This window comes from Burkholderia sp. MS389, from assembly GCF_016899425.1.
In the GTDB taxonomy this organism is placed as follows: domain Bacteria; phylum Pseudomonadota; class Gammaproteobacteria; order Burkholderiales; family Burkholderiaceae; genus Burkholderia; species Burkholderia sola.
This window is the reverse complement of the sequence record NZ_CP045994.1, coordinates 2,584,411-2,601,987: the sequence shown is the minus strand read 5'-3', so window position 1 is coordinate 2,601,987 and position 17,577 is coordinate 2,584,411. Positions and strand designations below refer to the sequence as shown.

Annotated in this window: 18 protein-coding genes; 6 read left to right on the top strand and 12 right to left on the bottom strand. The window is 66.3% G+C overall.

The window, feature by feature from the left end; all coding sequences use genetic code 11:
* Positions 1 to 185: 185 nt before the first annotated feature.
* The 10 genes from GJG85_RS12090 to GJG85_RS12045 form a co-directional block, all read right to left on the bottom strand.
* Positions 186 to 947, bottom strand: a complete 762-nt coding sequence (locus GJG85_RS12090) for an SDR family oxidoreductase (RefSeq protein WP_089488686.1) — start codon at positions 945 to 947, stop codon at positions 186 to 188.
* A gap of 22 nt (positions 948 to 969) precedes the next feature.
* A complete protein-coding gene (locus tag GJG85_RS12085) occupies positions 970 to 1,551 on the bottom strand; it encodes a TIGR00730 family Rossman fold protein (protein ID WP_050016434.1) in 582 nt (193 codons plus the stop codon).
* Positions 1,548 to 2,306, bottom strand: a complete 759-nt coding sequence (locus GJG85_RS12080; RefSeq protein WP_050016436.1) for a TetR/AcrR family transcriptional regulator — start codon at positions 2,304 to 2,306, stop codon at positions 1,548 to 1,550. Before GJG85_RS12080 ends, GJG85_RS12085 begins: the two co-directional genes overlap by 4 nt.
* A 201-nt stretch (positions 2,307 to 2,507) precedes the next feature.
* Positions 2,508 to 3,044 carry a diacylglycerol kinase gene (locus GJG85_RS12075; protein ID WP_011694335.1) on the bottom strand — a complete coding sequence of 179 codons (537 nt, stop codon included), beginning with the start codon at positions 3,042 to 3,044 and terminating at the stop codon, positions 2,508 to 2,510.
* The gene (locus GJG85_RS12070; RefSeq protein WP_050016438.1) at positions 3,041 to 4,075 is read right to left on the bottom strand and encodes a glycosyltransferase family 1 protein; all 1,035 of its coding nucleotides are present in this window, start codon (positions 4,073 to 4,075) and stop codon (positions 3,041 to 3,043) included. The genes GJG85_RS12075 and GJG85_RS12070 overlap by 4 nt, the downstream gene beginning before the upstream one ends.
* Before the next feature lie 28 nt (positions 4,076 to 4,103).
* Entirely contained in the window at positions 4,104 to 5,042 is a 939-nt protein-coding gene (locus GJG85_RS12065) for a UDP-2,3-diacylglucosamine diphosphatase (RefSeq protein WP_050016440.1), read from the bottom strand.
* Positions 5,043 to 5,264: 222 nt separating this feature from the next.
* Positions 5,265 to 5,771: an RDD family protein gene (locus GJG85_RS12060; protein WP_050016442.1), complete on the bottom strand. Its 507-nt coding sequence runs from the start codon at positions 5,769 to 5,771 to the stop codon at positions 5,265 to 5,267.
* 5 nt (positions 5,772 to 5,776) lie between these two features.
* Positions 5,777 to 6,544 carry a DUF3106 domain-containing protein gene (locus GJG85_RS12055; RefSeq protein WP_050016444.1) on the bottom strand — a complete coding sequence of 256 codons (768 nt, stop codon included), beginning with the start codon at positions 6,542 to 6,544 and terminating at the stop codon, positions 5,777 to 5,779.
* 26 nt (positions 6,545 to 6,570) lie between these two features.
* Positions 6,571 to 7,005: a DUF3619 family protein gene (locus GJG85_RS12050; protein WP_089488685.1), complete on the bottom strand. Its 435-nt coding sequence runs from the start codon at positions 7,003 to 7,005 to the stop codon at positions 6,571 to 6,573.
* Positions 7,002 to 7,565 carry an RNA polymerase sigma factor gene (locus tag GJG85_RS12045; protein WP_006491033.1) on the bottom strand — a complete coding sequence of 188 codons (564 nt, stop codon included), beginning with the start codon at positions 7,563 to 7,565 and terminating at the stop codon, positions 7,002 to 7,004. The genes GJG85_RS12050 and GJG85_RS12045 overlap by 4 nt, the downstream gene beginning before the upstream one ends.
* Positions 7,566 to 7,920: 355 nt before the next feature.
* Here GJG85_RS12045 and GJG85_RS12040 point away from each other — a divergent pair, with 355 nt between their 5' ends.
* The 6 genes from GJG85_RS12040 (at position 7,921) to GJG85_RS12015 (ending at position 14,956) form a co-directional block, all read left to right on the top strand.
* On the top strand, positions 7,921 to 9,684 hold the full coding sequence (locus tag GJG85_RS12040; protein ID WP_027786860.1) for an acetolactate synthase 3 catalytic subunit: 1,764 nt from the start codon (positions 7,921 to 7,923) through the stop codon (positions 9,682 to 9,684).
* A gap of 111 nt (positions 9,685 to 9,795) precedes the next feature.
* Positions 9,796 to 10,287 (top strand): acetolactate synthase small subunit, encoded by a 492-nt coding sequence (gene ilvN, locus GJG85_RS12035; RefSeq protein ID WP_006750445.1) that lies wholly within the window; start codon positions 9,796 to 9,798, stop codon positions 10,285 to 10,287.
* Positions 10,288 to 10,393: 106 nt separating this feature from the next.
* The gene (ilvC, locus tag GJG85_RS12030) at positions 10,394 to 11,410 is read left to right on the top strand and encodes a ketol-acid reductoisomerase (RefSeq protein ID WP_034190794.1); all 1,017 of its coding nucleotides are present in this window, start codon (positions 10,394 to 10,396) and stop codon (positions 11,408 to 11,410) included.
* 139 nt (positions 11,411 to 11,549) lie between these two features.
* The gene (locus GJG85_RS12025) at positions 11,550 to 12,194 is read left to right on the top strand and encodes a phosphatidylserine decarboxylase (protein WP_006491035.1); all 645 of its coding nucleotides are present in this window, start codon (positions 11,550 to 11,552) and stop codon (positions 12,192 to 12,194) included.
* 15 nt (positions 12,195 to 12,209) lie between these two features.
* Complete coding sequence (gene pssA, locus GJG85_RS12020) at positions 12,210 to 13,082, top strand: CDP-diacylglycerol--serine O-phosphatidyltransferase (RefSeq protein ID WP_050016452.1); 873 nt, start codon at positions 12,210 to 12,212, stop codon at positions 13,080 to 13,082.
* Between the two features lie 329 nt (positions 13,083 to 13,411).
* Positions 13,412 to 14,956, top strand: a complete 1,545-nt coding sequence (locus GJG85_RS12015) for a 2-isopropylmalate synthase (protein ID WP_050016453.1) — start codon at positions 13,412 to 13,414, stop codon at positions 14,954 to 14,956.
* A gap of 85 nt (positions 14,957 to 15,041) precedes the next feature.
* On the opposite strand, the gene GJG85_RS12010 is transcribed toward GJG85_RS12015, so the two are convergent.
* Both GJG85_RS12010 and GJG85_RS12005 read right to left on the bottom strand, forming a co-directional pair.
* On the bottom strand, positions 15,042 to 16,592 hold the full coding sequence (locus tag GJG85_RS12010; RefSeq protein WP_050016455.1) for a SulP family inorganic anion transporter: 1,551 nt from the start codon (positions 16,590 to 16,592) through the stop codon (positions 15,042 to 15,044).
* Between the two features lie 40 nt (positions 16,593 to 16,632).
* Positions 16,633 to 17,286 (bottom strand): carbonic anhydrase, encoded by a 654-nt coding sequence (locus GJG85_RS12005; protein WP_050016456.1) that lies wholly within the window; start codon positions 17,284 to 17,286, stop codon positions 16,633 to 16,635.
* Positions 17,287 to 17,577: the final 291 nt, after the last annotated feature.

The following is a 17,577-nucleotide window of genomic DNA, read 5'->3' as shown; positions in this document are numbered from 1 at the left end:
CTGGACCGATAAGGGGCTACATCCGGGGTAACGGACAGCGTGTTTGAGACACCTGTCTGAATGGTCGCTAGTAGAGCACGGAATTGTTACGGATGTTTACTGGAAGTGTCACGGAATTGTGGAGATTTGTGGCGCCGTGACCACGGGGCGATTTCGACCGCCGTATTGTTGCGCCGCGCGTCAGCTTAGCGGCCGCCGCCGACGTCGAGCAGGGCGCCCGTCGTGTAGGACGCCGCATCGCCGAGCAGCCAGACGATCGCCTCGGCGATCTCCTGCGCTTCGCCCGCGCGGCCGAGCGGCGTTTGCGCGCCGAGACGCGCCGCACGGCCCGGCTGGCCGCCGCTTGCATGAATGTCGGTCTCGATCAGGCCCGGGCGCACCGCGTTGACGCGCACGCCGTGCGGGCCGAGCTCCCTGGCGAGGCCGATCGTCAGCGAATCGACCGCGCCTTTCGAGCCCGCGTAGTCGACGTACTCGTTCGGCGAGCCGAGCCGAGACGCGATCGACGACACGTTGACGATCGCGCCGCCGCGCCCGCCGCGGTTGGTGGACAGCCGGCGCGCCGCTTCGCGCGCACACAGGTAGGCGCCGAGCACGTTGGTATCGAACATCCGTCGCAGCCGGTCGACCGGCATGTCGGCGAGCGGCATCGACGGCGCGACGATGCCGGCATTGTTGACGAGCGCGTCGAGGCGCCCGAACTCGGCCGCAACGGTGTCGAACATCGCGACGACGTTCGCCTCGTTCGCGACGTCGCCCGCGACGATGCACGCGCGGCCGCCCGCGTCGCGCACGGCCTGCGCGGTCAGTTCGGCCGCGGCCGCGTCGCGCGCGTAGTTGATGCCGACGTCCCAGCCGCGTTCGGCCGCGAGCACGGCGGTCGCGCGGCCGATGCCGCGGCTCGCGCCGGTGATGAGGACAGCCTTGCGGTCGGACGGTGCGGTCATCGCGTGCGGTTTCCGGTGACGGTTACTTCGCGGCGTCGGGCGCCCACTTGTCGCGGGTGGGCGGCTGGTAGCGGCGCAGCCGCTCGATCAGCGCGACGGGTTCCGACTCGACGCACAGTGCGTCGAAATAGGCCGGCCGCATGAAGCCTTCGTCGACCGTATGGCGCAGCAGCGCGATCAGCGGATCGTAGAACGAATCGATGTTGTAGAGCGCGACGGGCTTGCGGTGATAGCCGAGCTGCGCCCACGTATAGACCTCGAAGAGCTCTTCGAGCGTGCCGGCACCGCCGGGCATCGCGACGAACGCGTCGGAGAGGTCGGCCATCATTTTCTTGCGATGGTGCATGTCGGGCACGACGTGCAGTTCCGACAGCCCCGTATGGCCGACTTCCTTGTCGACGAGCAACTCGGGAATCACGCCGACCGCCCGGCCGCCGGCCGCCATCACTTCGTCGGCGATCACGCCCATCAGGCCGACGCGGCCGCCGCCGTACACGAGCGTGAGGCCTGCCTCGACGAGCGCACGGCCGAACGCGCGCGCGGCATCGGCATAGACGGGTCGCACGCCGGACGACGAGCCGCAGTAAACGCAGACTGCCTTCATTGCTTCGCGTCCTTGGCGGGGGCCTGGCCGGTGGCGACGGGGCCGCCCGCCGGGCGCGGCGACCCGTCGCGCGGCGGCAGGTAATCGGTGAACTGGCGCTTGGGCAGCTTGCCGGACACGAGATCGTCGAACAGCTGGCGCGAACGGCCGCGCAGGTACGGGGCCATGATCGAGATCACGTGCATGCTCACCTGGTGCAGCTCTTCGCGGATCGCGTCCTGGTCGTTGTATTTGCGCGGATGCATCACGTATTGGTACGACAACCAGTACGTCGAGATCACCGCCATGTTGGTCGCGATGACCTCGATCTCGGCGGGCGTCGCGACCATCTCGGCATCGGAGACGAGCAGCTCGCACATGTCGTGCGCGAAGCGCACCTTGTGGCTGATGATCTGCTTGAAGTGCGTCTCGAGCGTGCGGTTGCGGGCGAGCAGGTCGTTGAGGTCGCGATACAGGAACCGGTAGGTCCACATGAAATCGGCCATGTACTGCAGGTACGACCAGGTTTCGTCGATCGTCGGACGGTGATCTTCGGGGAAGCGCAGCCGCCGTTCGATCTGCTGCTCGAACTGCGCGAAGATGCTGTTGATGATGTCGTCCTTGTTGCGGAAATGGTAGTACAGGTTGCCTGGACTGATTTCCATTTCCTCGGCGATCGTCGTGGTGGTGACGTTCGGCTCGCCGATCTCGTTGAAGAGTTTCAACGACAACTCGAGAATCCGTTCGCGGGTGCGGCGGGGAGGTTTCGCTTCCATGTCGTCCGGCCCTGTGTGTGCCGGACTGGCGGGCGCTGCAATCGATGCTGCGTGATTCGTCCGGCGCGGGTTGCTGTTCTATGTCTAGCGGCCGATTATAAACCGGGGTTTCGCCACGTCGGGGCATTTCGTGATCGCGGCGCCGCGCCGCGCATGGTGCGGCGCCGCATGCGGGCGTGGCGAAAGGCGCCCGGCGGTGGCCTAGAAACCGAGCCAGCGTGCGACCACCGGCCCGAGCACGAAGCCCCACGTCGTCACGCACGCGAACAGCGCGACCGTGACGGCCGCGCTGCCGAGGTCCTTCGCGCGCTTCGACAGTTCGTGGCGCTCGAGCGAGATGCGGTCGATCGCGGCTTCGACGCTCGAGTTCAGCAGCTCGACGATCAGCACCAGCAGCACCGAGCCGATCAGCAGCGCGCGCGATGCGGCCGGCACCGGCGCGAATGCGCCGATCGGCAGCATCAGCGCGGCGAGCGTGAGTTCCTGGCGAAACGCGCTTTCCTCGCGGATCGCGACGCGAAAGCCGTTCAGCGAATGCTTGAGCGCGAACCAGGCACGCGTGATGCCGCGATGGCGCTTGTACGGGTTCGGCGGCAGCGGCGCGAGCCGGTCGTCGGGGCCGAGCGGCTCGTGCGGGTGCACGTCCGCGTCGGCATGCGGCTCTTCCTCGTCGAACGGGCGGTGCCGTGACGGCGTCGCGGCGGGGGGCGGGATCTTGTCGTTCAGGTCTCGTTTCAAACGGCTGCACCTTCGGCTGGCGAGTACGCGGTCTTCGGCAGCGGCTTCAGATGCGACGCGAACTGCTCGGATGCGGCGCGCCACGAGAAGCGTTCCGCCCACGCGCGCGCAGTCGTGCGTTCGATCTTCAGCGCCTCGAGGCAGGCTTCCTGCAGGTCCTCGTGCATCGCGCCGGCATCGCCTCCGCTGAGCACGTCGATCGGGCCCGTCACGGGATACGCGGCCACCGGCGTGCCGCAGGCGAGCGCTTCGAGCAGCACGAGGCCGAACGTGTCGGTGCGACTCGGGAATACGAACACGTCGGCCGCAGCATACACCTTCGCGAGCTCGGTCTGTGACAGCACGCCGAGATAGTTCGCCTCCGGATAGCGCGACTTCAGTTCCGCGAGCGCGGGGCCTTCGCCCGCGACCCACTTCGAGCCGGGCAGGTCGAGGCGCAGGAACGCCTCGACGTTCTTCTCGATCGCGACGCGGCCCACGTACAGGAAGATCGGCCGCGCGGTGTTGAGCACCTTCGACTCCATCGGCCGGAAGGTGTCGAGGTCGACGCCGCGGGTCCACAGCACGACGTTCGTGAAGCCGAATTTCTCGAGGTCCTGCTTGACGACCGGCGTCGGCGCCATCACCGCGCGCGACGGGCCGTGGAACCAGTGCAGGAACTTGTAGGTCGCCGCCAGCGGAATGCCGAAGCGCGCCTGCACGTATTCCGGGAAGCGCGTGTGGTACGCGGTCGTGTACGGCAGCTTGCGGGCGCGCGCATAGCGCCGCGCGGCGAGGCCGAGCGGGCCTTCGGTCGCGATGTGCAGCGCGTCGGGTGCGAACGCATCGATCCGCGCGCGCAGCTTGCGATACGGCAGGATCGACAGGCGGATCTCGGGGTAGGTCGGGCAGGGCACCGTGCGGAATTCCAGCGGCGTCAGCAGTTCGACGCGGTGGCCGAGCGCCGTGAGTTCGCGCGACGTGCTCTTCAGCGTGCGTACGACGCCGTTGACCTGCGGTTCCCACGCGTCGGTGACGATCATGATCTTCATCGCGGCATGTCCTGTAAGTAGGGTTGTGTCAGGCAGCGGCCTTGGCCTTGCGCGACGCGGTCTCGGACGGTGCGGTGCGCATCACCGTCCAGTAGACGATCTTCAGTTCGCCTTCCATCGTTTCGACGAGCGCGGACAGGCTTTCGACCCAGTCGCCGTCGTTGCAGTACAGCACCCCGTCGATGTCGCGGATCTCGGCCTTGTGGATGTGGCCGCACACGACGCCGTCGCAGCCGCGGCGGCGCGCCTCGTCGGTCATCACGGTCTCGAACTGCGAGATGAAGTTGACCGCGTTCTTGACCTGGTGCTTCAGGTACTGCGACAGCGACCAGTACTGGAAGCCGAGCCGGCTGCGGATCCGGTTGAACCAGCGGTTCAGCACGAGGATCAGCGTGTAGAGCGTGTCGCCGAGGTACGCGAGCCATTTCGCATGCTGGATCACGCCGTCGAACAGGTCGCCGTGCACGATCCACAAACGTTTGCCCGCGAGCGTCGTGTGGAATGCCTCGCCGCGCACCTGGATGTCGCCGAACGCGAGATCGCAGAACTGCCGCGCGCCTTCGTCGTGGTTGCCGGGGATGTAGACGACCTGCGTGCCCTTGCGCGCCTTGCGCAGGATCTTCTGCACGACGTCGTTGTGCGCCTGCGGCCAGTACCAGCCTTTCTTCAGTTGCCAGCCGTCGATGATGTCGCCGACGAGGTACAGGTATTCCGAGTCGTTGTGACGCAGGAAATCCAGCAGGTAGGGCGCCTGACAGCCGCTCGAGCCGAGGTGGATGTCGGACAGCCAGATGGTGCGGTAGCGATGGGCGGACGGCTCGGGGTCGTCGTGCTGCGTGGTGGGCGCGACGGGCGGCTTGTGCGACACCACGCCGTCGGTTGCGCCCGAGCCGGACAGGAACGCAGTGGCGGCGCGGGCGCCGATGGGATGACGAAACAATGAAGTCGCGGACGTTTTCTGGCCCATGCATGACTCGCGCCGGTTGACATTACCGGCATTCCGCCATGCGGGCGTGACTGTACCGTGACAGTCACGAGACGTTCTTATTACGACCGTCGAAGGGTGTTTAGCAGTAAATGAGCGGGCGTTGCGTAAGCTGCCGCACTGAACGGTCGGCGTGTGTCCGGCAGGGCCGTCCTCGATGGAGACGGGTGGGGCGAGCGGCTTTCATCTGGTGAATGCGGCGCGTCAGCGCGGTATCGCGACGACGCGCGTACGCGCGAGCCGGTCGTGCGGGAACTGGCGGCCGGCGTGCAACCGGGCGGCGCCGGCCCACACGACGATCCATGCGGCGGCGAGCGCGAGCGTGACGGGCACCGACAGGCCGAGGAGCGGGTGCAGCGCGAGCGGCGGCAGGAACCACAGCCAGCCGAGCGCGTAGCGGACGAGCGCGTGGCCGGCGCTCAGCGGCCGGCCGCTCGACGACTCGAGCCGCAGCCGCCAGGTTTTCATCGGCAGCGTCTGGCCGCCGTGCGTCCAGAACCACACGAAATACGCGCCGACGACGAGCGCGATCCACGCGGCAAGCAGGTTGTGATGAACGAGGCCGTTGCGTTGCTGCGTCGCGAGGCTGAACGCGAGCCCGGCGAAGAACACGACGCCGAACAGCAGCACGCCTTCGTAGAGCAGCGCGGCGAGGCGCCGCCGCACGGACGGCGCGGCAGCCGGGGTCTCGGGAGCGCGGGCGGTCGCCACGGCGCTCAGGAGCCCTTGAACAGCGAAGGCGCGTCGGCGGGCGACACCGGCAGGGCCGCGGCCGGTGCCGATGCGGTGCCGGACGTGGACGACGCGGGCACCGGCTGCACGACGACGCCGGCCGACGCGGGCGCCGGGGCGGCGGCCGCGCCGCTCGCCGGGTGTTCGTGCGAGTTGACGAGGCGGCGGACGTCACGGTCGGCGACGGTCGGCGGCGCGCTGACGACGCTCGGCCTGCGGCGGCGCTCGGCGGCGGCAAGCCGTTCCTTCTGCTCCTCGGGGAGTTGCTGGTAGGCCTTCCACGCGCGCTCGCGCGCCTGTGCGGACAGCTCCTTCGCGCTCTGGTAGTTCTCGCGCGCGACGCGGCGCTGCTCGGGCGTCATCTTCGCCCATTCGGTCATCCGGTCCTGCAGGCGTTTCTGGTCATCCGGCGACAACTTCGCGAAACGCGATGCGATCTTCAGCCATTTACGCTTGCGGGCGTCGCTGAAGCCGTCCCACTGGTCGGCGAACGGCGCGAGGGCCGCATGCTGCGCCGGCGTGAGGCGTGCCCACGACAGCGGGCCGGCGGCGGCCGGCAGCGGCAGCGGAAGGGGCAGCGGCGGGAGTTCGGTGGTCAGCCCGGTCGCGGTCGACGCGGGCGCGGCGGGGCTGGTGGTCGCGACGGGCGCCGTCGCGGGGGCCGGGTGGAATCGGGGATAGGTGGCGACGTAGGAAACGGCGATCGCGATCACGCATCCGAAAAATACGGCCAGGCCGCGCTTCTGACTCACCCGTGCGATCCCCTCGTTATTGTCTGTTAGTGAGCGCGCGAAAGATACGCGTTGAACCCGTGATCGAGATACGCATTGAGCGGCAGGTCGTCGCTGAGCATCGCCGCGTCGATGTCGGCGAGTTCGGCGGTGCGCTGCATGTCTTCCCAGTACGCGATGCCGACGAGCCCCGCGAGCAGCAACGCGAGCGGCCACGCACGCAGCAGGCGGCGGGCAAACGACGCGTACGGGCGGCCGGCGGGCGGGCGGTTCGCGGGCGTCGGGCCGTAGGCGCCGGCCGCGCCGGCGAAGGCCGGCACGAACACCGGCGCGCTCGCGGCTTCGGGCTTCTTGCGCGCGAGCGCGGCCCGGCGGGCGACGGCCAGCCGGTCGGTGGTCGCGGCCGGCAGCGCGGCCGCGCGCTCGTCCAGCGCGCGGCGCACCTTCAGCGCGAATTCGTGTTCTCGGTTTGCGGAGCTCATAGCGTGATTCCTTTGGCCTTGAGCGCTTGCGCCAGGGTATGAGTGGCTCGCGAGCAGTGCGTCTTGACGCTGCCCTCGGAGCACCCCATTGCGGCGGCAGTCTCGGCGACATCCATATCTTCCCAATAACGCATCAGGAACGCTTCCCGTTGACGCGTCGGAAGCTTCTGGATTTCTTCGTCGATCAGGGCCAGAACCTGCTCTCTTTCGAGGCGGTGCTCGCTGCTCTCGACGCCCGCGTTGTCGTCCGCGGATTCGAGCGTTTCAAGCGGGTCGAAGTCGTCGTCGTCGGTGTTGTTCAGCGACGAGAAGAGCGTCACCCACGTGTTGCGGACCTTCTGCCGGCGGAACCAGTCGTGGATCGCGTTCTGCAGGATCCGCTGAAAAAGCAGCGGCAGCTCGGCGGACGGCCGGTCGCCGTACTTTTCCGCGAGCTTGATCATCGCGTCCTGCACGATGTCGAGCGATGCATCGTCGTCACGTACGGCGTACGCAGCCTGCTTGAACGCGCGCCTTTCGACGCCCGCCAGAAAGTCGGCGAGTTCCTTGTCTGATGCCATTCCGTGAAGGTATGCGCTGCGGCCCGCTGCGTGGTGAAAAAGGTCGAAAAATTTCGTAAAACCCGCGGATGCTATCAAATTTTCATGCGCCTTGGCACCGGGTCGGCCGCCGCACGTTGCGCGCGAACCGCGGCGGCCGGGCGCCGGGCGGCGCGCATGATGCGCTGCGGGATATTTTGCTTGACGGCCCAGCTGCGACCCGCTATTGTCGGCGATTCGCAACATGAAGTGATGGTCTCATTTGAGGCTGGCCCAAGAAGCCCGCCCTTCAAACTGGACGCGCCGCTTGAACCCGAGCCACAAGCCCGGCAGAGAGCACCCGATCAATTTTTTGCCGAAAATTCGAAAGGTCAAAATGAACATGCCCAGCGCGGAATTCTCCACGTCGGAACCCCTTTCCCCTCCCGATAGCGACTCCATCGGCGGTACCGTGCTCATGAAGGCACTGGCCGACGAAAACGTCGAATTCATCTGGGGCTACCCCGGCGGCTCGGTTCTCTACATCTACGACGAGCTGTACAAGCAGGACAAGATTCAGCACGTGCTGGTGCGCCATGAACAGGCGGCCGTGCACGCAGCCGATGCGTATGCGCGCTCCACCGGCAATGTCGGCGTCTGTCTCGTGACGTCCGGCCCCGGTGTCACCAACGCGGTGACCGGCATCGCAACGGCGTACATGGATTCGATCCCGATGGTCGTGATCAGCGGCCAGGTGCCGACTGCCGCGATCGGTCAGGATGCGTTCCAGGAATGCGACACCGTCGGCATCACGCGTCCGTGCGTGAAGCACAACTTCCTCGTGAAGGACGTGCGCGACCTCGCGGAAACCGTCAAGAAGGCGTTCTATATCGCCCGCACCGGCCGTCCTGGCCCGGTGCTGATCGACATCCCGAAGGACATCTCGAAGACGCCGTGCCAGTACGAGCCGGTGAAGAGCGTGTCGCTGCGTTCGTACAATCCGGTCACGAAGGGCCATTCGGGCCAGATCCGCAAGGCCGTGTCGCTGCTGCTGACGGCCAAGCGCCCATACATCTACACGGGTGGCGGCATCATCCTCGCCGACGCGTCGCGCGAGCTGAACCAGTTCGCGGACCTGCTCGGCTACCCGGTCACGAACACGCTGATGGGCCTCGGCGGCTATCGCGCGTCGGACAAGAAATTCCTCGGCATGCTCGGCATGCACGGCACCTACGAAGCGAACATGGCGATGCAGCACTGCGACGTGCTGATCGCGATCGGCGCCCGCTTCGACGACCGCGTGATTGGCGACCCGGCGCACTTCGCGTCGCGCCCGCGCAAGATCATTCACATCGACATCGACCCGTCGTCGATCTCGAAGCGCGTGAAGGTCGACATCCCGATCGTCGGCGACGTGAAGGAAGTGCTGAAGGAGCTGATCGAGCAACTGCAGACGGCCGAGCATGGCCCCGACACCGAGGCGCTCGCGCAATGGTGGAAGGACATCGAGGGCTGGCGCGCGAAAGACTGCCTGAAATACGACCGCGAAAGCGAGATCATCAAGCCGCAGTACGTGGTCGAGAAGGCGTGGGAGTTGACGGACGGCAACGCGTTCGTGTGCTCGGACGTCGGCCAGCACCAGATGTGGGCCGCGCAGTTCTACCGTTTCAACAAGCCGCGTCGCTGGATCAACTCCGGCGGCCTCGGCACGATGGGCTTCGGCCTGCCGGCGGCGATGGGCGTCAAGATGGCCCATCCGGACGACGACGTGCTGTGCATCACGGGCGAAGGCTCGATCCAGATGTGCATCCAGGAACTGTCGACCTGCCTGCAGTACGACACGCCCGTGAAGATCATTTCGCTGAACAACCGCTACCTCGGCATGGTCCGCCAGTGGCAGCAGATCGAATACAGCAAGCGCTATTCGCATTCGTACATGGATGCGCTGCCCGATTTCGTGAAGCTTGCCGAAGCGTACGGCCACGTCGGCATGCGGATCGAAAAGACTTCGGATGTGGAGCCGGCGCTGAAGGAAGCGCTGCGCCTGAAGGACCGCACCGTGTTTCTCGACTTCCAGACCGATCCGACCGAAAACGTCTGGCCGATGGTACAGGCCGGCAAGGGCATCACCGAGATGCTGCTCGGATCGGAAGATCTGTAACGGCGCGACGCGCGCCCGGCCCGATGCGGCCGCCTTCACGAAGGGCGGTGCGGCACGCGGCGGCGCGCGGCGCGGGTGAATCGACACGGACACATTCTGGAAGAAGCGAACATGAGACACATCATTTCCGTCCTGCTGGAGAACGAACCGGGTGCGCTGTCGCGCGTGGTCGGCCTGTTTTCCGCACGCGGCTACAACATCGAAACCTTGACGGTGGCGCCGACCGAAGACCAATCGCTGTCGCGGCTCACCATCGTTTCCATTGGCTCCGACGACGTGATCGAACAGATCACGAAGCATCTGAACCGCCTGATCGAGGTGGTGAAAGTGGTGGACCTGACCGACGGTGCACACATCGAACGCGAGCTGATGCTGATCAAGGTACGTGCAGTGGGCAAGGAGCGCGAAGAAATGAAGCGGATGTCGGACATTTTCCGCGGCCGCATCATCGACGTGACCGAAAAGACCTACACGATCGAATTGACGGGCGCGAGCGACAAGCTCGACGCATTCATCCAGGGGCTGGACGCCAGCGCGATCCTCGAGACCGTGCGCACCGGCAGCTCCGGCATCGGACGCGGCGAGCGCATCCTGAAGGTGTGATGCCGACATAGCCAGAAATGGCACGCCGGGTGCGCCGTCATGTCCCGGCCCGCAGTACTCCATCCGAACGAATCATTGAATTTTTTGAATTAGCGAAGGAACCATCATGAACGTTTTCTACGACAAAGACGCCGACCTCTCCCTCATCAAGGGCAAGCAAGTCACGATCATCGGCTACGGCTCGCAAGGCCATGCGCACGCGCTGAACCTGAAGGAAAGCGGCGTGAACGTGACGGTCGGCCTGCGCAAGGACGGCGCGTCGTGGAGCAAGGCCGAAAACGCCGGCCTGTCGGTCAAGGAAGTCGCCGAAGCAGTGAAGGGCGCGGACGTCGTCATGATGCTGCTGCCGGACGAGCAGATCGCCGACGTGTACGCGAAGGAAGTGCACGCGAACATCAAGCAGGGCGCGGCGCTCGCGTTCGCGCACGGCTTCAACGTCCACTATGGCCAGGTGATCCCGCGCGCCGACCTCGACGTGATCATGATCGCGCCGAAGGCACCGGGCCACACCGTGCGCGGCACGTACTCGCAAGGTGGCGGCGTGCCGCACCTGATCGCGGTTGCGCAGAACAAGTCGGGCGCGGCGCGCGACATCGCGCTGTCGTACGCGGCGGCGAACGGCGGCGGCCGTGCCGGCATCATCGAGACGAACTTCCGTGAAGAAACCGAAACCGACCTGTTCGGCGAGCAGGCCGTGCTGTGCGGCGGTACCGTCGAGCTGATCAAGGCCGGTTTCGAGACGCTGGTCGAAGCCGGCTACGCGCCGGAAATGGCGTACTTCGAGTGCCTGCACGAACTGAAGCTGATCGTCGACCTGATCTACGAAGGCGGCATCGCGAACATGAACTACTCGATCTCGAACAACGCCGAGTACGGCGAATACGTGACCGGCCCGCGCGTCGTCACGGAAGAGACGAAGAAGGCGATGAAGCAGTGCCTGACCGACATCCAGACGGGCGAGTACGCGAAGAGCTTCATTCTCGAGAACAAGGCGGGCGCGCCGACGCTGCAATCGCGCCGCCGCCTGACGGCCGAGCACCAGATCGAGCAGGTCGGCGCGAAGCTGCGCGCGATGATGCCGTGGATCGCGAAGAACAAGCTCGTCGACCAGACGAAGAACTAAGCACCGATAGAAGCAAAACGTGCTGTTCCGGCCCTTCGAGTGGAGGGTCGGTATCAAAAAGCCGTCCGAAGGCAGCAGTGCCCCGGGCGGCTTTTGCTATCCTACGGGCTTTGCAATTCACCGAACACCGAACGAACCCATGAACTATCCTCATCCGATCATCGCGCGCGAAGGCTGGCCGTTCATCGCGATTGCAGCCGTCATCGCGCTGTTGATCCACGCCGTCGGGGGCTTCGGCTTCGCGTGGCCGTTCTGGCTGCTGCTCGTCTTCGTCGTCCAGTTCTTCCGCGATCCGCAGCGCCCGATCCCGGCGCAGCCGAACGCGGTGCTGTGCCCGGCGGACGGCCGCATCGTCGCGGTCGAGACCGCGCAGGATCCGTACGCGAACCGCGAAGCGCTGAAGATCAGCGTGTTCATGAATGTCTTCAACGTCCATTCGCAGCGTTCGCCGGTCGATGGCGCGATCAGCAAGGTCGAGTACTTCCCGGGTGCGTTCCTGAACGCGGCGATCGACAAGGCGTCGACCGAGAACGAGCGCAATGCGGTCGTGATCCAGACGGCGAGCGGCAAGACCGTCACGTCCGTGCAGATCGCGGGCCTGATCGCCCGCCGGATCCTCTGCTACGTGCGCGCCGGCGAGCCGCTGTCGCGCGGCCAGCGCTACGGTTTCATCCGCTTCGGTTCGCGCGTCGACGTGTACCTGCCGCTCGGCAGCCGCGCGAAGGTGTCGATCGGCGAGAAGGTCTACGCGTCGTCGACGATCCTCGCCGAGCTCGAACAGTAAGCGGCGGGGCGCACGATGGCCGCATTCAAACCGCGTCGGCCGCGTAACGGCTCCGGCCAGACGCCACGCCCGTTCCGCCGCAACAAGGTGATGGCGCCCGATGCGGCGCCGCTCGAAAGCCGCCGCGCCGCGCGCCAGCGGTTCCTGAAGACGCGCGGCATCTATCTGCTGCCGAACGCATTCACGACCGCCGCGCTGTTCTGCGGCTTCTTCGCGGTCGTGCAGGCGATGAACGTCCGCTTCGAGATCGCCGCGATCGCGATTTTCGTCGCGATGGTGCTCGACGGGATGGACGGGCGCGTTGCGCGCATGACGCATACGCAGAGCGCGTTCGGCGAGCAGTTCGACAGCCTGTCGGACATGGTGTCGTTCGGCGTCGCGCCGGCGCTCGTGATGTACGAATGGGTGCTGAAGGATCTCGGCCGCTGGGGCTGGCTCGCCGCGTTCGTCTATTGCTCGGGCGCCGCGCTGCGCCTCGCGCGCTTCAACACGAACATCGGCAGCGTCGACAAGCGTTTCTTCCAGGGGCTGCCGAGCCCGGCCGCCGCCGCGCTGATCGCGGGCTTCGTGTGGCTCGCGACCGACAACCGCGTGCCGATGAAGCTTGGCTGGCTGCCGTGGGTCGCATTCGCGCTGACGATCTACGCGGGCGTGACGATGGTGTCGAACGCACCGTTCTACAGCGGCAAGGCGCTCGACGTGCGGCACCGCGTGCCGTTCGCGGCGATCCTGCTCGTCGTCGTCGCGTTCGTGCTCGTGTCGTCCGATCCGCCGCTGATGCTGTTCTGCCTGTTCGTGCTGTACGGGCTGTCCGGCTATGTGTTCTGGGCCTACCAGGCCATTCGCGGGCGGGCGAACCCGGCGCGCTCGTCGCAGCGCGATCACTGAATCCGCGCGCGATCTGCGATCTGCCCGGAAACGGCGGCCTCGGGGCCGCCGTTTTCATTTGTCCCTTTTTGCTGGCCGGACTGCGTCGGTTCCCGGGCGCCGTCCGATTGCGCGGCCAGCGGAATGTCGCTATAGTCTTCGGCATGACTGCATTTCCCCGCCTCTCCCTCCTTCTAGCCGGTGCGCCGCTACGCGCGCTAGCTTTGGCGCGCCTGCCGCGCTGACCGTTCTCGCCCCCCGTCTCAAGCCTCGTCTGTTGTTGAGCGTCGCCAGCGGTGGCGCGATCTCATTACGTTTGACTTCCGTATAAAAGAGCCCTGGAGCCCCCCATGACAGACAAGCTGATCATTTTCGATACGACGTTGCGTGACGGCGAGCAATCGCCCGGTGCGTCGATGACGAAGGAAGAGAAAATCCGCATTGCGAAGCACCTCGAGCGGATGAAGGTCGACGTGATCGAGGCCGGCTTCGCCGCCAGCTCCAACGGCGATTTCGACGCGATCCACACGATCGCCGGTCTCGTGAAGGACAGCACGATCTGCTCGCTGGCGCGGGCCAACGACAAGGACATCCAGCGCGCGGCGGACGCATTGAAGCCGGCCAACAGCGCGCGGATCCACACGTTCATCGCGACGTCGCCGCTGCACATGGAGAAGAAGCTGCGGATGACGCCGGACCAGGTGTTCGAGCAGGCGCGTCTCGCGGTGCGTTTCGCGCGCAAGTTCACCGACAACGTCGAGTTCTCGCCGGAAGACGGCAGCCGCTCGGATCTCGATTTCCTGTGCCGCGTGCTGGAAGCCGTGATCGCCGAAGGCGCGACGACGATCAACATCGCCGATACGGTCGGCTACGGCGTGCCGGAGCTGTACGGCAACCTCGTGAAGACGCTGCGCGAACGCATTCCGAACTCGGACAAGGCGATCTTCTCGGTGCATTGCCACAACGACCTCGGGATGGCGGTCGCGAACTCGCTCGCCGGCGTGAAGATCGGCGGTGCGCGCCAGATCGAGTGCACGATCAACGGCCTCGGCGAGCGCGCGGGCAACACGTCGCTCGAAGAAATCGTGATGGCCGTGAAGACCCGCAAGGACTACTTCGGCCTCGACGTCGGCATCGACACGACGCAAATCGTGCCGACGTCGAAGCTCGTGTCGCAGATCACCGGTTTCGTCGTGCAGCCGAACAAGGCAGTGGTCGGCGCGAACGCGTTCGCGCACGCGTCGGGCATTCACCAGGACGGCGTGCTGAAGGCGCGCGACACCTACGAGATCATGCGTGCGGAAGACGTGGGCTGGACCGCGAACAAGATCGTGCTCGGCAAGCTGTCGGGCCGCAACGCGTTCAAGCAGCGCCTGCAGGAACTCGGCGTATCGCTCGACAGCGAAGCCGAATTGAATGCCGCGTTCATGCGCTTCAAGGATCTGGCCGACCGCAAGGCGGAGATCTTCGACGAGGACATCATCGCGATCGTGTCCGAGGAATCGGCGCTCGCGCACGAGCAGGAGCACTTCAAGTTCGTGTCGCTGTCGCAGCGTTCGGAAACGGGCGAGCAGCCGCAGGCGAAAATCGTGTTCGCGGTCGAAGGCAAGGAAGTGACCGGCGAGGCGCGCGGCAACGGCCCGGTCGACGCGACGTTCAATGCGATCGAGGGCGAAGTCGGCAGCGGGTCCGAGCTGCTGCTGTACTCGGTGAACGCGATCACGACCGGCACGCAGGCGCAGGGCGAAGTGACGGTCCGGCTGTCGAAGAGCGGGCGGATCGTCAACGGCGTCGGTACCGATCCGGATATCGTCGCCGCGTCCGCGAAAGCGTACATTTCCGCGCTGAACAAGCTGCACTCGAAGGACGACAAGGTCAACCCGCAGCGTTCGTAAGCTGCGCGCGCCGCCGCGCTCATCAGGCAGCCCCGAAACGCCCCGTGTGGCCCTGCGCCGCCCGAGGCGTTTTTTCATTGGCCGCTCATTCGGCGGCCGGCGCGCGGAACAGCCAGCGGCGCGCAGCCGCGCGTGGCGCCGGCTGGCGCCGGCGGAACTCGACCGCGATCCCGCGCCGCGGCGCATCGGCGACGAACGCATCGAGCAGTTCGAGCACGTCGTGATCGATGTAGTCGGCGCGCGTCGCGTCGATGATCACCGCCGCCCGGTCCGGAATGTGGCGCAGGTGGTGCTTGACCTGTACCTTGCCCAGAAACGACACGTCCTTGCGGAACGACAGCAGGAAGTGGTCGTCATGCTGCGCGAGCGTGACGGGGCTCTTCAGGTTCGCGACGGCGACGGCCAGCACGCTGCACGCGAGGCCGAGCGCGATGCCGAACAGCAGGTCGACTGCGAGCACGCCGACGATCGTCGCGGCGAACGGCGCGAACGCGGCCGGGCCTTGCTTCATCACCGAGCGGAACAGCGCCGGTTTCGCGAGCTTCAGACCGGTGTGGATCAGGATCGCGGCCAGGCTCGCGAGCGGGATCAGATTGATCAGGCCGGTGAGCGCGAACACGCTCGCGAGCAGCAGGATCCCGTGCACGATCGCGGACATCCGGCTTTGCGCGCCTGCGTTGACGTTGGCCGAACTGCGCACGATCACCGACGTGATCGGCAGGCCGCCGACCGCGCCCGCGACCAGATTGCCGACGCCCTGGGCCTTCAGTTCGCGATCGGGTTGGGTCGGTCGCCGCTTCGGATCGATCTGTTCGACCGCTTCGAGGCACAGCAGCGTCTCGAGGCTCGCGACGACCGCCAGCGTGATCGCAACCCGCCAGACGTCCGGATTGACCAGGTGCGCGAAGTTCGGGCCGAGCTCCGCATGCTTGAGCGATGCCGCGAGCGTCGCGAACGAGTCGAATTCGGGCAGCGTGACGCGATGCGCGGCGCCCGGTGCGGCTGCCGGTGCGACCATGCCGAGCACGAGCGTCGCGCCGATGCCGAGCACGACGACCGCGAGCGGGGCGGGGACCGAACGCACCCATGCGAAGCGCTTGAGTGCCGGCGTGTCCCACGCGATCAGCAGCGCCAGCGACGCAACCGCGATGGCCGTGGCGGCCCATGCGGTCGGCAGCGTCAGCCAGTTCGCAAACGATTGCGAAGCCGCGCCGCCGATGCCGAATGCGAACGGAATCTGCTTCACGATCAGCAGCAGGCCGATCGCGGCGAGCATGCCCTTGATGACGGGCGACGGCACGTAGGCGGCGAAGCGGCCGGCGCGCAGCATGCCGAAGCCGAACTGCAGCACGCCGGACAGCAACACCGCGAGCAGGAACGCGGAGAAGCTGCCGAGCTGCGCGATGCCTTCGACGACGATCACGACGAGGCCGGCGGCCGGCCCGCTGACGGACAGCGACGAGCCGCTCAGCAGCGCGACGACGATGCCGCCGACGATGCCGGACACGAGCCCGGCGAACGGTTCGACGCCGGAGGCATTGGCGATGCCGAGACAGAGCGGCAACGCGACGAGGAAAACGACGATACCGGCGACGATGTCGCGCGGCAGGGTGGACAGGCGCTCGTTCAGTTTCATGGTTGGGGCGGTTTCGTTGGCGTGGAGGGCAGGGCGCGGGTCAACCGAGCGCGGCGGCGGCGGCAACAGGCTCCGGCTCGGGCTCGGGCTCGGCTTCGGCCGGCGGTGCTGCATAGCCGGAATCGAGCTCCTTCAGGCGGCCGTCGGCGAGCGAAAAGATCCAGCCGTGCACGAGCGGCGGTCGTTCGCGGCCGCGCACGATCGGCGACGCGCGCAGCAGCCGCACCTGTTCGAGCACGTTCAGCTCGGCGAGGCGATCGGCGGCGGCCAGGTCGTCGAGCCCGTCGAGCGTGTCGCGATGGCGCCGCGCGAGCGCGCAGAGCGGCGCGATGCGGCGCGCGACGTGCGGCAGGTCGGCGGGCGGCGGCAGCAGCGATGCGCGCACGCCGCCACACCCGTAGTGACCGCACACGATCACGTGGTCGACCTTCAGCACCCGCACCGCGTACTCGAGCACGCTGGCGGAATTGTCGTCGTCCGGCTGGAACAGGTTCGCGATGTTGCGATGGACGAACAGCTCGCCGGGCGCGCAGTGCGTGATGGTTTCGGCCGGCACGCGGCTGTCGGCGCAGCCGATCCACAGCACGCGCGGGTTCTGGCCGCGCGCGAGCGTGTCGAAGAAGCCGGGCGTGTGTTCGCGCGTCTCGCGGGCCCAGGCAATGTTGGCAACCAGCATGCTCTTGGGGCGGTTCATGAGGACTCCTTTATGAACAAGGCGAATAAATATCGATCGAAATGGCGTACCGACATTCTTTCTAAGTTGAAAGGTTCGATTTCGACTGATATTAGGGGTATGCCCTAGCACTCCGGGTGGGTTGAAACAAATTGTTTCAAATTGATTAGGCGTAGTGCATTGCATGCACCAGCGAGACGCATGACATGCGCCGGGCATGCCTGTTTATGCGCAGGCGCCCGCATGACGGGCCGTTCAGCGTATTGCCATCGAAATATTAACGATCGGAAAAGTTTTCCGTCTTATTCCTGA

Bases quoted from the DNA above. Each gene is read 5' to 3' on its own strand.
- ilvN (WP_006750445.1), top strand. From the start codon at position 9,796: ATGAGACACATCATTTCCGTCCTGCTGGAGAACGAACCGGGTGCGCTG.
- GJG85_RS12005 (WP_050016456.1), bottom strand. From the start codon at position 17,286: ATGAACCGCCCCAAGAGCATGCTGGTTGCCAACATTGCCTGGGCCCGC.
- GJG85_RS12080 (WP_050016436.1), bottom strand. From the start codon at position 2,306: ATGGAAGCGAAACCTCCCCGCCGCACCCGCGAACGGATTCTCGAGTTG.
- GJG85_RS12070 (WP_050016438.1), bottom strand. From the start codon at position 4,075: ATGAAGATCATGATCGTCACCGACGCGTGGGAACCGCAGGTCAACGGC.
- GJG85_RS12010 (WP_050016455.1), bottom strand. From the start codon at position 16,592: ATGAAACTGAACGAGCGCCTGTCCACCCTGCCGCGCGACATCGTCGCC.
- GJG85_RS12085 (WP_050016434.1), bottom strand. From the start codon at position 1,551: ATGAAGGCAGTCTGCGTTTACTGCGGCTCGTCGTCCGGCGTGCGACCC.
- GJG85_RS12015 (WP_050016453.1), top strand. From the start codon at position 13,412: ATGACAGACAAGCTGATCATTTTCGATACGACGTTGCGTGACGGCGAG.
- ilvC (WP_034190794.1), top strand. From the start codon at position 10,394: ATGAACGTTTTCTACGACAAAGACGCCGACCTCTCCCTCATCAAGGGC.
- GJG85_RS12045 (WP_006491033.1), bottom strand. From the start codon at position 7,565: ATGGCATCAGACAAGGAACTCGCCGACTTTCTGGCGGGCGTCGAAAGG.
- GJG85_RS12040 (WP_027786860.1), top strand. From the start codon at position 7,921: ATGAACATGCCCAGCGCGGAATTCTCCACGTCGGAACCCCTTTCCCCT.
- GJG85_RS12050 (WP_089488685.1), bottom strand. From the start codon at position 7,005: ATGAGCTCCGCAAACCGAGAACACGAATTCGCGCTGAAGGTGCGCCGC.
- pssA (WP_050016452.1), top strand. From the start codon at position 12,210: ATGGCCGCATTCAAACCGCGTCGGCCGCGTAACGGCTCCGGCCAGACG.
- GJG85_RS12065 (WP_050016440.1), bottom strand. From the start codon at position 5,042: ATGGGCCAGAAAACGTCCGCGACTTCATTGTTTCGTCATCCCATCGGC.
- GJG85_RS12090 (WP_089488686.1), bottom strand. From the start codon at position 947: ATGACCGCACCGTCCGACCGCAAGGCTGTCCTCATCACCGGCGCGAGC.
- GJG85_RS12025 (WP_006491035.1), top strand. From the start codon at position 11,550: ATGAACTATCCTCATCCGATCATCGCGCGCGAAGGCTGGCCGTTCATC.